Origin of the sequence: uncultured Brachyspira sp. (assembly GCF_944390595.1) — a bacterium.
Taxonomy (GTDB): domain Bacteria; phylum Spirochaetota; class Brachyspiria; order Brachyspirales; family Brachyspiraceae; genus Brachyspira.
Window position 1 is genome coordinate 22,804 of record NZ_CALXRN010000239.1, and the last position, 11,689, is coordinate 34,492.

Genomic DNA, 11,689 nt, shown 5'->3' on the forward strand with positions numbered 1-11,689 from the left:
TTTATTTAAATATAATATTTTTTATATATTCTACAGGCATTTTTTCTTTAGTCCAAAGCTCAAAAGCTAATGCTCCCTGATATAATAACATACCCATTCCGTTTATTATTTTACATCCTTCTTTTTCAGCTATTTTTAATAATTTGGTTTTTGCAGGATTATATATACAATCGCTTACTACTAAATCACTCCTAAAAAAAGTTTTATCTTCTATAAGAGAAACATCATCTTTCATACCTACACTTGTTGCATTTATTAAAACATAGCTTTTATCTATTTCTTTTTTTAATCTGTTTCTATCTTCTAAAAAGTAGAGATTTATACTGCAGTTGGTTTTACATGCAATGTTGTCTATTATATTTTTTTGCTCCTGCCAATTAGTATCTCTTTTAAATACTGATATTTCTCTTACACCATATAAAGCTGCTTGAGATATTATGGCAATAGAAGCTCCTCCGGTACCTAATATTGTAATACATTTATCTTTTATATATACATTTTCTGATTCTAATGATCTTATGAATCCTTCTCCGTCTGTGCTATATCCTGTAAGAATTCCGTTATCATTAACTATTGTATTAACACTTTGAGTCATATATGCTGCATCTGATACTTTATCTAAATATTTTATTACTTCTTTTTTATTGGGCATAGACAAATTAACCCCTCTCATATTTAATGTTTTTATAGATTTTACAGCATCTTCCAAATTATTTTTGTCTACTTCAAAAGCTAAATATGCATAATTTAAATTTAGTTTTGCAAAAGCCTCATTATGCATTATAGGAGATATACTGTGTTTAGAAGGTGAAGCAAATAATCCTGTTAATATAGTTTTTGCGTCTATTTTCATATTATTATTAACCCTATTATTTTCATTAGTATTATCTTATATAATAATATAATTTGTACTATTGTCAAATACTATTATAAAAATAATTGATAATTACTTGATATTTTATTAAAAAGTTATTATAATTAACATAATAAATTGTGAGAAATTTTTTTATATATAAAGGAGAACTTAATACATGGATAAAAAAATCATTAAAACCCACAAAGCTCCACAAGCAATAGGTCCATATTCACAGGCAGTAAAAAGCGGAAATTTTATATTTGCTTCTGGACAAGTACCTTTAGATCCTATAAGCGGCAATATTGAAGAAAATGATATAAAGAAACAAACTACTAGAGTAATGGAAAATATTAAAGGGTTATTAGAATCAGAAAATTTAACTATGGCTAATATTATTAAAACAACTTGTTTTTTGACTGATATGTCTAATTTTGCAGCTTTTAATGAAGTATATGCAACTTATTTTACAGAAAATCCTCCTGCTAGAAGCACTGTAGCAGTAAAAGCTCTTCCTAAAGATGCTTTAGTAGAAGTAGAAGTTATAGCAGTAGTTGAATAATTATTATTCATAAAAATATATAAAACCATGTTTAATTTATAATTATTCATGGTTTTTTATTTATCAAATATTTTCATTTTTTCATAATATAATATTAAAGAGGGTTACATGAGAGAATATATATCTTATATCATTAAAGGAATGGCTATAGGCGTGGCAAATGCTATACCTGGGGTATCTGGAGGAACTATTGCTTTTGTACTTGGCATATATGAAAAATTGACATATTCCATATCTATTTTACCTACAGCATTGATTAAACTTCAGTGGAAAGAAATAAAAGATAGTTTAAAAGTTTTAATACCAATTGCTTTAGGGGCAGCAGTTTCTATAGTATTATTTTTAAAACTAATTAATTATACATTTATACATTATCCTATTCCTACAAGAATATTTTTTGTAGGATTAATATTAGGCTCTTTTCCTTTTATAACAAAAACAGTAGAAGAATTTAATATTAAAGTTTTTGCTGCATTTTTACTAGGTGCTTTTATAATGGCTATATTTGTATATTTTGATGTAAACAAGCCGGTTGGGGCAACTACTTATTCTGGTAATTTTTCAGTACTTTACGGCATTAAATTGTTTTTATGCGGGATTGCAGCTGCTGTTGCTATGGTAATACCTGGTATTTCTGGTTCTCTTCTTTTATTAATATTGGGTGAATATGAAAATATATCCTATTTTATATCATCATTTTTTGATACATTTAATCTTCAGCTTTTAATACCTTTAATATTTTTGGGTTTTGGTGTTATTATAGGAATATTTACAATATCAAAGTTAGTGACTATTTTACTTCAAAAATATAAATCAATATTGTTTGGTTTTGTACTCGGAATTATAATAGTATCGTTTTTAAGTTTGTGGCCTAATATAACATCTTTAAGTATACCAATGCTTGCTTCTACTGTTATTTCCATGTGTTTGGGTTTTTTAGTAGCTATAGCAATGGAAAAAATATAAAATATGATTTTTTAGTCATTACATATCCGAAATTGCTTAATTAAATTTTATATATTTCATTTCCGAGAATTGAAATAGCATATATAGGATAATTGTAATGAACAAATTAATAAAAAATAAAAAAAGCATATACATATTATTTGCCTTTGTAAGTATAATAATTTTTTATTTATCTATAAATATTTTATATACACAAACTTCAAATGATTTGCCTAATGCTGAAAGATTTGTAAATAGCATTACATTATCTAAAACTAACGACAGTGAAATTTTAATAGAATGGGATGGAATAAGCAACAGTAATTTAATTTATTATGTATATAGAAGTGAAAGCCCTATAGTTGGTAAATATTCTTTAGTAGATTCTAAAGTTGTTGATTATGTTAAAGCTACAAATACTTCTAGGAAATATGCTATAGTTGATAGACCAGTATTATCATCTATATATTATTACGCTGTAGTTTCATATATAGATAATTTAAGTTTTTATAATGCTAAAGCAAATGTTGATACATTATCAATAATATTTAATGGCGGAATAAAAGAAAAAGATTCTGCTGACAATGTAGTAACAAATAAAAATTCATATGAACCTAAATATGATATTATAACATCCACAAATATTATCACAACTACAAATATTATAACGACTACAAATAATATTACAACAACAAATAATATAACTAATTATTATACTATTACTAATACAAAATTAGCTACAAATACAGTAGTTTATACAAATATTATTACTACTACAAATATATATAATTTAACAAATACTTATAACGGCAATGCTTCGATTAAAGGTACAGCATCGCCTAATGAGTATAGCAGATATAAAAGTGAATATGACAGGGCTGTGATACAATTTAAAGCAGGCAACTATTTATCTGCTGTATCAATTTTGGAGCCTGTATCAAGAAGAAATATAGATAGAACATTGTATTATAATATTAATTTGATGCTTGGAAAATGCTATAAGAATTTAGGCAGGAAAAAAAATGCATTGGATGTATTTAACCGTATAAAAACGTATAATGCACAAGAGGTTAATTTTTGGATAAATCAGGTTTTAACTGATTTGTAATTGGAGTTGGAGAAGTATTTTATGAAAACTTATGCAGCAGTTTTAGCATCTGTCATAACCATAGTGGCAATTTTAGGAGGCGTTTTTATTACAAAAGTTTCTGCTTTATCCTCTCCGGAAAGATATTTTCAAAAAGGCAAAAGAAGCTATGAAATAGAAAATTATCAAGATGCTATTAATAATTTGAATGAGTATTTATCTATAGATAGTAAATCAAGACCTGTTAATAATATAGCTGAATCATATTTTATGGTTGCTGATTCATTAAAAAAATTGAAGAAGTATGCTTTAGCTAAAGAGCGTTTAAGCGATATAATAAATAATCCTAATTTTGTATATTATTCTACTAATGCAATACTTGCTTATGCTGACATATCAAGATTAGAAAATAATCCGGATTCGTATATAATATCTAAGCTGCAGCAAAACTTGAATGTTGCAGATAAAGTTTTAAGTTCAAAAATCAATACTCAGTATGGATATCAGTTATTTTTGCAAAAAAAATATGGAGAAGCATTAAGTTATTTTTTAAGAGCAGATGGAGAATTAGCCGTATTAGGAAGGGCAAGAGTATATTTCAATATGAATGAATATGACAGAGCTTTTGAAACTTATGAGGATTTTCTTAAATATAATAAATCAAGCATATATTATGATGAGGTTGTAAGAACATATTTAATACAAGTTCCTGCAATGGCACATAGATATTTTATTAATACAAATTATACTAAAGCTAGAATGTATTATATTAAAATTTCGGAATTATTTCCTAGAACAGAAAATGAAGAGGATGCATTATTTAGAATAGCCCAATCATATTATAATGAAAAAAATTATAATAAGGCTTTGGAGTATTATAATAGAGTTAGATTAAACAATGTATATACATTAGATGCTGAAGCCTTGCTTTATATTGGTTTATCATACTTTAAGGTTGGAAGATATTCTGATTCTTATAAAGCTTTAGATGCATTTATTTCAGAATATCCGGCTAATCCTAATGCATCAAGGGCGAGAGAATATATGCAGGCTCTGCAGGAAACTCTGCTTACAATTAATTAGATAAGTTATGGTTTTACAGATAGAGTAGCCCAAAAAGTAGGAATATTATATTCATGCAGTATGCCGTATCCATTGGTATCTTCGTAAATATCTTCAAGTTTGAAACCTGCTTTTAACTGACCTCTGATTTGTTCTTCTATAGTATGTGAAAATTGTATGCCGTCATTATTTTTAATTGCATTGTTTAATAAATTATTATCTTTTAAAGGATTAAATGGAAGTTTATATTTTATTTCTTTTTCATTTTCTGAATTTTCTTCAAATAAAAAATTTATACCATTATCTAAACCAGACATAAGTATTCCGCCTTTTTTAAGTACTCTGAAGCATTCTCTCCATACATGCATAACATCTTCTATATAGCAGTTTGATACTGGATGAAATATTAAATCAAAAGTTTCATTTTCAAAAGGAAATGTTTTTGTCATATCAGCTTTTACAGTTTCAATTTTATAGTTTTCTCTTTTTGCAACTAATAAATCGCTGTCAATTTGTTTTTGAGAATAATCCATCAATGTGCATATTGAGCCGAGTGCAGCGAAAATAGGCATTTGCTGTCCTCCGCCGGAAGCAAGCCCTAAAACTTTTTTATTTTTTAAATTTGGAAACCATTCTTTTGGCACTGTTTTTGTAGGTGTTAAAAGCATGTCCCATTTGCCGTTTTTAGCATCTGCAAATACTTCATGTGTGATTGGAATTCCCCATTGTCATCCCATTTCTACCCATTTATCTATAGTTTCGGAGTTAATTTTTGAGTATTCCATTTTATAATATCAATTTTTATTATTCTTAGGTTTTTTTGTAGTTATTTTTTCAAATAGAACTAATGTCCAAAAACGTATGTAATTTATATATAAAAATATTCTGAATATATTTTTTTTAAGATAGAATTTTTCTTCTTTGTTAGAATTTAATACATCCATACTTGGAGGTTTTATTTTACCTGCAAAACTATCTAATGGTCTTTTTATTGGTATGCAGAATTTCATTTCCAAACTATCTTTATTATTATTAAACCAGTATAAAGACTTTTTTAAATTCATATGTATTAAAAAAACATCAGGTTCTATTTTTTTGAATCCTATAAAAGCTTTTTCTAATTCATTTTTATCTTTAGTGTTTTGGAAATTTCCAAGCATATAAATTCCTGGATATATTTTTTTTATTTTTTCTGAAATAGTAAAGAAATATTTTTCTTCATCTCCAAATAAAAACATAGACATCTTTTTTTGTTCTATGTAATCCATTACTTTAGAAAATAAAATAAAATCTTTTATATATGTTAATTCTTCTTTATGAATAAATTTATATGCTTTGGCTATAGATGGATGAGCAGCAATTACTAATGAAGCATTTTTTATAATTTCTTTTAGTTTTTTATTAGAACGCACTTTAAGTAATTGATGAACATCCAAAGTAGTTATAAGTACATTTTTACCATATTTAAGATATTCTAAAATTTCTTCAAAACTCACATGAAAATTATCTACTCTAACACCTAAAATGGATTTATTATCTATCATAATCTATAGCCTCAATCATAAATTTATTATATAGCAAGAGTTCTGCATAAAGCTAAATCTATAGGATCTATCTTAGGAACTTTTTTAACAGCATCTGCCAAAGGAGTATAAGTATATTCTCCTTTCCAAACTCCTACAGCAACATTTTTTTTGCCTTCTAATAACGCTTTTACAGCAATATATCCGAATCTTGCAGCCATTAAACGTTCTCTTGAAGTAGGAGATCCGCCTCTTTGCATGTGTCCTAATATTGTTACTCTAGTATCAAAACCTGTTTTTCCCTCTATCTGTTTAGCTGTTTCCATAGCACCGCCTGATTCATCTCCCTCAGCAACTACAATAATGGAAGATTTTTTACCTCTTTTTTTAGCAAGCTGTAATTCTTCTACGATTCTATCCATATCAGTAGGTGTTTCCGGTATCAATATATCCTCAGCTCCAGATGCAATACCAACTTCCAAAGCAATATATCCAGCATGTCTTCCCATAACCTCAACAACAAAACATCTTCCATGACTAGTAGCAGTATCTCTCAATTTATCTATAGCATCCATAGCAACATTAACAGCAGTATCATATCCTATAGTATAATCTGTTCCGAATATATCATTGTCAATAGTACCAGGTATTGCAACAACAGGATATTCAGGATGATGATTAGTAAAATCTAAGGCTCCTTTATAAGTACCGTCTCCTCCAATAACTATCAAGGCGTCTATTCCATGATATTTCATATTATCTGCTGCTTTTTTCATTCCTTCTTCTGTTTGAAATTCTGGAGATCTTGCAGAAAATAATATAGTTCCTCCATGGTTTATAATGCCTCCAACACTTCCCGGCGTCATTTGATATAAATCATTATACATAAGTCCTTGATAACCTTCTCTAATTCCCATTACTTCCAATCCATTAGCTATAGCAGTTCTTACAACGCTTCTTATAGTAGGATTCATTCCAGAAGCATCTCCGCCGCTTGTTAATACACCAATTTTTTTGATATCAGCCATATTAAAATAACTCCTTTACATTTTAATAATATAAAAATACCTTGTTTGATTTTTTTTTATTAAATTATATAATGCACATATTATATAATAATAATGAAAGAATTGATATACTATAAACATAAAAAATTATGATAGAAAGTAAAGAATATACAGAAATTATTAATATTATAGAGAATCAAAGATGGGATAAACTTAAATATCTGCTGGCAAGTATGCATGCTGCTGAAGTTGTGGATATAATACGCATATTAGATAATGATAAAAATAGAAGTATTGTTTTTAGGCTTTTATCTAGGGAAATGTCGGCTTATGTTTTTTCTGAGTTAGAAACAGAAGAGCAAGAAAAGATTATTGCTTCAATAAATGATAATGAAATTAAAGACCTTATACATGAGATGAGTCCGGATGACAGAACTTCTCTTTTTGAGGAGCTTCCTGCTGAAATAACAAAAAAGATTTTTTCTCTTATGGGAGAAAAAGATTTAAATATAACAAGGCAATTATTAGGATATCCTGAAGACAGTATAGGACGTATAATGACTCCTGAATATATTGATGTTCTTCCGGATTATACCGTAAAACAAACTTTAGAATATATTAGAAAATACGGTAAAGATTCTGAGACTTTTGAAGTTATTTATGTTGTAGATAGAAATGAGACTTTATTAGGATATATTTTATTAAAAGATTTATTATTTGCTAAACCTGAAGAAAAAATAGAAGATCTTATGCATACAGATATAATATATTTGTCTGTATATTCTGACCAAGAAGAAGCAGTTAGGGTAGGAAGAAAATATGATTTGCTTTATATACCTGTAGTTGATTCTAAAAATGCTTTGATAGGTATTGTTACAATAGATGATATATTTGATATAGCTGAAGAAGAGGATACAGAGGACTTTCATAAATTGGGAGCTATTAGTATAGATGATGATTTTGACAGCAATATAAAACAAGCTAATCCTTTAATTCTGTATAAAAGAAGAATATCTTGGCTTTTTATATTGGTATTTGTTAACATAATATCAGGATATGTTATAGGATTATTTGAGGAGACTATAAGTCAATATGTTTCTTTAATATTTTTTCTTCCTCTTCTTATAGATAGTGCAGGCAATGCCGGAGCACAGTCATCTACTTTAATAATAAGAAGTTTATCTGTTGGCGATGTTAAAAAAAGCGACTGGCTTTTTATGCTTGGAAAGGAGATAGCCGTTTCAAGCATACTTGGACTTACTATGAGTATTGCTGTCTCTTTAATTGCAGTTTTTAGAGGCGGATTAATGATAGCTTTAGTTGTATCATTATCTATGATATTAGTTGTAGTTATAGGCAGTTTAATTGGTTTATGTCTTCCTTTTTTATTTGTAAAATTGAAAAAAGATCCTACAACAAGCAGTGTGCCTTTGGTAACTTCTATATGTGATATTAGCGGTACTGCTATATATTTATTGTTAGCAACTACTATATTAACTAAATTCACTGTTTAAAATAATTTGGGGGTTAAAATGAAAAAAATTGTATATTTTTTTATTATTAGTTTATTTATAATTTCATGCGGTGGAAAAAGCGGCAGTTCTTCTGATGTGAATTTTTCTGTACAAAGTACTTCTTCCGTACCAGCTCCGGCTCCATCTCCAGCTCCTAAATTTGAAGAAGCTGCTGTAAGTGATGCTGTTAATGTTGATAATGCTGCTAATATGGAAAGAAAATTAATAATAACTGTTGATGTAAGAATAAATTCACGCGATGTAGAAAAAAGTTATAAATCTGTTGAAAATAAAATTAAAGAATATAATGGTTATTTTGACACTGTTGAATCTTCTAAAAATAGATACTATCTTACTATAAGAGTGCCAAAAGATAATTTGTATAATTTTATAAATTTTTTAGAAGAAACAGAAAATATTGAAAATAAAAATATTAATACTCAGGATGTTACAGATACATATTATGATACAGAGAATAGAATAAAAAATAGGGAAGTACTTTTAGAGAAATTAAGAGCATATTTAAGAGAAGCTAAAAGTATTGATGAGATATTAAAAGTTGAAGATAGAATTAATACTTTAACTTATGAAATAGAAACTATGAAAGGTAATTTAGAAACATTAACATCATCTATAGATTATTCAAGAGTAACTTTAAATATTTCAAATCAAGAAGCTATCAAGAGCAATACAAATATATATAACAAATATTTAAATTTAATATCATTTTTAAAAGAATTTTTCTCTGGCATATTATTCTTTTTGGTTGGCTTTGTAGCAGTTGCTATACCAGTTGTTTTGATATTAGCTTTATTCTATTATATATGTTTTGGAAAAATTGGACTAATAAAGAAATTATACAGAAAAATAAAGTAATTTTCATATACTTATCTATAGTATAATAAAAAAATAATTTTTTTATAATTTTTTGGGAACTTTTTTAATTGGTATGCGTCTAATAGAGCATAATAAAACAAAAATAAAAACAATTAAAAAAGGAGAAAACATTATGAGAAAAGGTATAATAATTTTTGTTTCAATAGCAATTATGGTATTGGCTTCTGTATCTTTATTTGCTCAATACGGCAGAGGTTATGGCAGAAGAGGCGGTGCCGGATACTGCGGAAATGGGAGAGGATACAATATGGGGTACAGATACAACAATGAAAATAGATATAATAATTATACCGGCTGTTATAACAATATGCTAATAAAATAATAAAAATATATAAAAGTTAAAAAGGAGAAAACAATATGAAAAACATAATCAGTAAAAAAACAGTTATTTTTATTTCAATAGCAATTATGGCTTTGGCTTCAATATCTTTATTTGCTCAATACGGCAGAGGTTATGGTGACGGATACGGCAGAGGAGCTCATCATGGATATGGAAGAGGATACGGATGTGATTATGGTTACGGAAGAGGACATGGAATGAGAGGCGGATGCGGTTATGGATATGGAAGAGGTTACGGATACTACAATAATGCGCTTACTCAAGAACAAATATCTCAAATTCAGGCTATAAGAGATAAATATTTCCCTCAAATGGATGAATTAAGAAGAGAAATATACAATCAGTCACAAATAATTAATGCTGAAATGTATAAAGAAAATCCAGATCAAACTGTTATTAATACAGCAATAGATGCTAGAACTAAAGCTAGAGCTGATTTGGATAAATTAAGAACTCAATGCTTTATAGAGACAGACAAAGTTTATAAAAATAAATAAAAATCGCTCAAAATTCTTCCCGCATGATATGAAAATGTTATGCGGGTATTTTATTTTATATTATTTGTACTGTTTTAATATATATAATAGTAATAATTAGGAGGATATTATATTATGAAAATATTATCATTATTTTTAATACTTTCAATTACAGCATTTTCTCAGTATTATTATGCTCCTAAACCAGGAGTAGGTAATGTTAAGCCTTTTGTACCTGCAAACAGAAGATCTGCAATACCTGTTTATCCGTATAAAAATGATCTTACAACACCAAGATTTGCAAATCCAGGATACACTAAAACATATTATAGAAATGGAAGATTTCATTATTTTGGAAGCGGATATATGAGTTATATGGAAAGAGAAAAATTAAGAGCTATAGACGGCAGATATTCTCCAAGATATAGAATGCTTGAAAATCAGATGAGAGTTAATAACTCAAGAATAAAGTCTCAAATATATCAAAGAAATCCAAATAATAATGTTATAAATAGTGCGGTAAATGATAATTTTAGAATACAAATGGAAATGCAAATGATAAGAACTTTAAGAGAGCTTGATTTGAACAGACATTTTAAATAATTATGTTATCAACTTTTTAAGCGAGTTTATAGCTAGCAATAATAAGAAATTATTATTGTTGCATATAATTAAAGCTAATACTTTTTATTAGCAGTAATATGTTTTTCAATAGTAATCTCTGTAAAATTTTTTGTAATCGTCATCTTCGTTGGTGTCATCCTCATCATCTGAATAATTATCATAAAAGAAATCAAACATACTATTTAAAAATTTATTGCTTATATCTAAGTCCCCAAGATGTATATAAAGCGGATTTTCTGATATTACTCTTCCTTTGAATTTTTTTAAATAATAGCTTTGAGGGTCTTTAAGATATATAAAAAGATATCCTCCTATTACATCCATATCTTTTATTTCTTTCCAAAGTACATATATGTAATTTTTTACCAATAGGTTATTATAATATATTCCTTTATCATCAAGTATGAAGCTGGCTCTTTTAAAAATTACACTTTTAATTAAAATGATAGATAATATAATAACACCGAACATAAAGAAAAATATTACAAATATAATTGCAGCTCTCATGTCTTTATCAGCTTCTGTAAATAATACGCTTATTAAAAGTATTGTAATAACAAGCCCTATCATCATTATGGCAAAATACCTAATATTATTAATATAAACTTTAACAGAAAATTTACTGTTTGAAAATAATTTATTAATATCTTTCATAATCAAACAACCCCAGTACTTTTTTCAAAATAATATGTTATCATAGCTAGAACAGTAACAGGATCTTTTAATCCCAACATATAAAAAACAATAGGTTCATTAGGATTTTTTCTATTTATAGATAAACTGCTTTCTTCTTTTAAGT

Annotated in this window: 14 protein-coding genes; 9 read left to right on the top strand and 5 right to left on the bottom strand. The window is 27.3% G+C overall.

Annotation, left to right across the window (positions count from 1 at the left end; all coding sequences use genetic code 11):
• Position 1: 1 nt before the first annotated feature.
• The gene (gene aroE / locus Q0J90_RS14380) at positions 2–853 is read right to left on the bottom strand and encodes a shikimate dehydrogenase (protein WP_297278563.1); all 852 of its coding nucleotides are present in this window, start codon (positions 851–853) and stop codon (positions 2–4) included.
• A 178-nt stretch (positions 854–1,031) separates the two neighbouring features.
• Between aroE and Q0J90_RS14385 the strand changes: the two genes are divergently transcribed.
• From Q0J90_RS14385 to Q0J90_RS14400, 4 genes are all read left to right on the top strand, one after another.
• A complete protein-coding gene (locus tag Q0J90_RS14385) occupies positions 1,032–1,415 on the top strand; it encodes a RidA family protein (RefSeq protein ID WP_297278564.1) in 384 nt (127 codons plus the stop codon).
• A 108-nt stretch (positions 1,416–1,523) separates the two neighbouring features.
• Positions 1,524–2,381: a DUF368 domain-containing protein gene (locus tag Q0J90_RS14390; protein WP_297278565.1), complete on the top strand. Its 858-nt coding sequence runs from the start codon at positions 1,524–1,526 to the stop codon at positions 2,379–2,381.
• 97 nt (positions 2,382–2,478) lie between these two features.
• The gene (locus Q0J90_RS14395) at positions 2,479–3,468 is read left to right on the top strand and encodes a hypothetical protein (RefSeq protein WP_297278566.1); all 990 of its coding nucleotides are present in this window, start codon (positions 2,479–2,481) and stop codon (positions 3,466–3,468) included.
• Positions 3,469–3,489: 21 nt separating this feature from the next.
• Positions 3,490–4,530, top strand: coding sequence for a tetratricopeptide repeat protein (locus tag Q0J90_RS14400; protein ID WP_297278567.1), 1,041 nt, complete (start codon positions 3,490–3,492; stop codon positions 4,528–4,530).
• 5 nt (positions 4,531–4,535) lie between these two features.
• Here Q0J90_RS14400 and Q0J90_RS14405 read toward each other — a convergent pair whose 3' ends face one another.
• From Q0J90_RS14405 to pfkA, 3 genes are all read right to left on the bottom strand, one after another.
• Positions 4,536–5,177, bottom strand: coding sequence for a class I SAM-dependent methyltransferase (locus Q0J90_RS14405; protein WP_297278568.1), 642 nt, complete (start codon positions 5,175–5,177; stop codon positions 4,536–4,538).
• A gap of 126 nt (positions 5,178–5,303) precedes the next feature.
• Complete coding sequence (locus Q0J90_RS14410) at positions 5,304–6,053, bottom strand: WecB/TagA/CpsF family glycosyltransferase (protein ID WP_297278569.1); 750 nt, start codon at positions 6,051–6,053, stop codon at positions 5,304–5,306.
• A gap of 26 nt (positions 6,054–6,079) precedes the next feature.
• Complete coding sequence (pfkA, locus tag Q0J90_RS14415; RefSeq protein WP_028330005.1) at positions 6,080–7,060, bottom strand: 6-phosphofructokinase; 981 nt, start codon at positions 7,058–7,060, stop codon at positions 6,080–6,082.
• Positions 7,061–7,188: 128 nt separating this feature from the next.
• Between pfkA and mgtE the strand changes: the two genes are divergently transcribed.
• From mgtE to Q0J90_RS14440, 5 genes are all read left to right on the top strand, one after another.
• Entirely contained in the window at positions 7,189–8,553 is a 1,365-nt protein-coding gene (gene mgtE, locus Q0J90_RS14420) for a magnesium transporter (protein WP_297278570.1), read from the top strand.
• 18 nt (positions 8,554–8,571) lie between these two features.
• Positions 8,572–9,429 carry a DUF4349 domain-containing protein gene (locus Q0J90_RS14425; RefSeq protein WP_297278571.1) on the top strand — a complete coding sequence of 286 codons (858 nt, stop codon included), beginning with the start codon at positions 8,572–8,574 and terminating at the stop codon, positions 9,427–9,429.
• A 133-nt stretch (positions 9,430–9,562) separates the two neighbouring features.
• Entirely contained in the window at positions 9,563–9,772 is a 210-nt protein-coding gene (locus tag Q0J90_RS14430; protein WP_297278572.1) for a hypothetical protein, read from the top strand.
• Between the two features lie 35 nt (positions 9,773–9,807).
• Positions 9,808–10,287 carry a periplasmic heavy metal sensor gene (locus tag Q0J90_RS14435; RefSeq protein WP_297278573.1) on the top strand — a complete coding sequence of 160 codons (480 nt, stop codon included), beginning with the start codon at positions 9,808–9,810 and terminating at the stop codon, positions 10,285–10,287.
• A 114-nt stretch (positions 10,288–10,401) separates the two neighbouring features.
• On the top strand, positions 10,402–10,869 hold the full coding sequence (locus Q0J90_RS14440) for a hypothetical protein (protein WP_297278574.1): 468 nt from the start codon (positions 10,402–10,404) through the stop codon (positions 10,867–10,869).
• A 105-nt stretch (positions 10,870–10,974) separates the two neighbouring features.
• On the opposite strand, the gene Q0J90_RS14445 is transcribed toward Q0J90_RS14440, so the two are convergent.
• Positions 10,975–11,544: a hypothetical protein gene (locus tag Q0J90_RS14445; protein ID WP_297278575.1), complete on the bottom strand. Its 570-nt coding sequence runs from the start codon at positions 11,542–11,544 to the stop codon at positions 10,975–10,977.
• Positions 11,545–11,689 lie beyond the last annotated feature (145 nt).

Excerpts from the sequence above, each read along its gene's own strand:
- pfkA (WP_028330005.1), bottom strand. The coding sequence starts at position 7,060 with ATGGCTGATATCAAAAAAATTGGTGTATTAACAAGCGGCGGAGATGCT.
- Q0J90_RS14400 (WP_297278567.1), top strand. The coding sequence starts at position 3,490 with ATGAAAACTTATGCAGCAGTTTTAGCATCTGTCATAACCATAGTGGCA.
- Q0J90_RS14410 (WP_297278569.1), bottom strand. The coding sequence starts at position 6,053 with ATGATAGATAATAAATCCATTTTAGGTGTTAGAGTAGATAATTTTCAT.
- Q0J90_RS14430 (WP_297278572.1), top strand. The coding sequence starts at position 9,563 with ATGAGAAAAGGTATAATAATTTTTGTTTCAATAGCAATTATGGTATTG.
- mgtE (WP_297278570.1), top strand. The coding sequence starts at position 7,189 with ATGATAGAAAGTAAAGAATATACAGAAATTATTAATATTATAGAGAAT.
- Q0J90_RS14425 (WP_297278571.1), top strand. The coding sequence starts at position 8,572 with ATGAAAAAAATTGTATATTTTTTTATTATTAGTTTATTTATAATTTCA.
- Q0J90_RS14385 (WP_297278564.1), top strand. The coding sequence starts at position 1,032 with ATGGATAAAAAAATCATTAAAACCCACAAAGCTCCACAAGCAATAGGT.
- aroE (WP_297278563.1), bottom strand. The coding sequence starts at position 853 with ATGAAAATAGACGCAAAAACTATATTAACAGGATTATTTGCTTCACCT.
- Q0J90_RS14440 (WP_297278574.1), top strand. The coding sequence starts at position 10,402 with ATGAAAATATTATCATTATTTTTAATACTTTCAATTACAGCATTTTCT.
- Q0J90_RS14395 (WP_297278566.1), top strand. The coding sequence starts at position 2,479 with ATGAACAAATTAATAAAAAATAAAAAAAGCATATACATATTATTTGCC.
- Q0J90_RS14435 (WP_297278573.1), top strand. The coding sequence starts at position 9,808 with ATGAAAAACATAATCAGTAAAAAAACAGTTATTTTTATTTCAATAGCA.
- Q0J90_RS14445 (WP_297278575.1), bottom strand. The coding sequence starts at position 11,544 with ATGAAAGATATTAATAAATTATTTTCAAACAGTAAATTTTCTGTTAAA.
- Q0J90_RS14390 (WP_297278565.1), top strand. The coding sequence starts at position 1,524 with ATGAGAGAATATATATCTTATATCATTAAAGGAATGGCTATAGGCGTG.
- Q0J90_RS14405 (WP_297278568.1), bottom strand. The coding sequence starts at position 5,177 with ATGCTTTTAACACCTACAAAAACAGTGCCAAAAGAATGGTTTCCAAAT.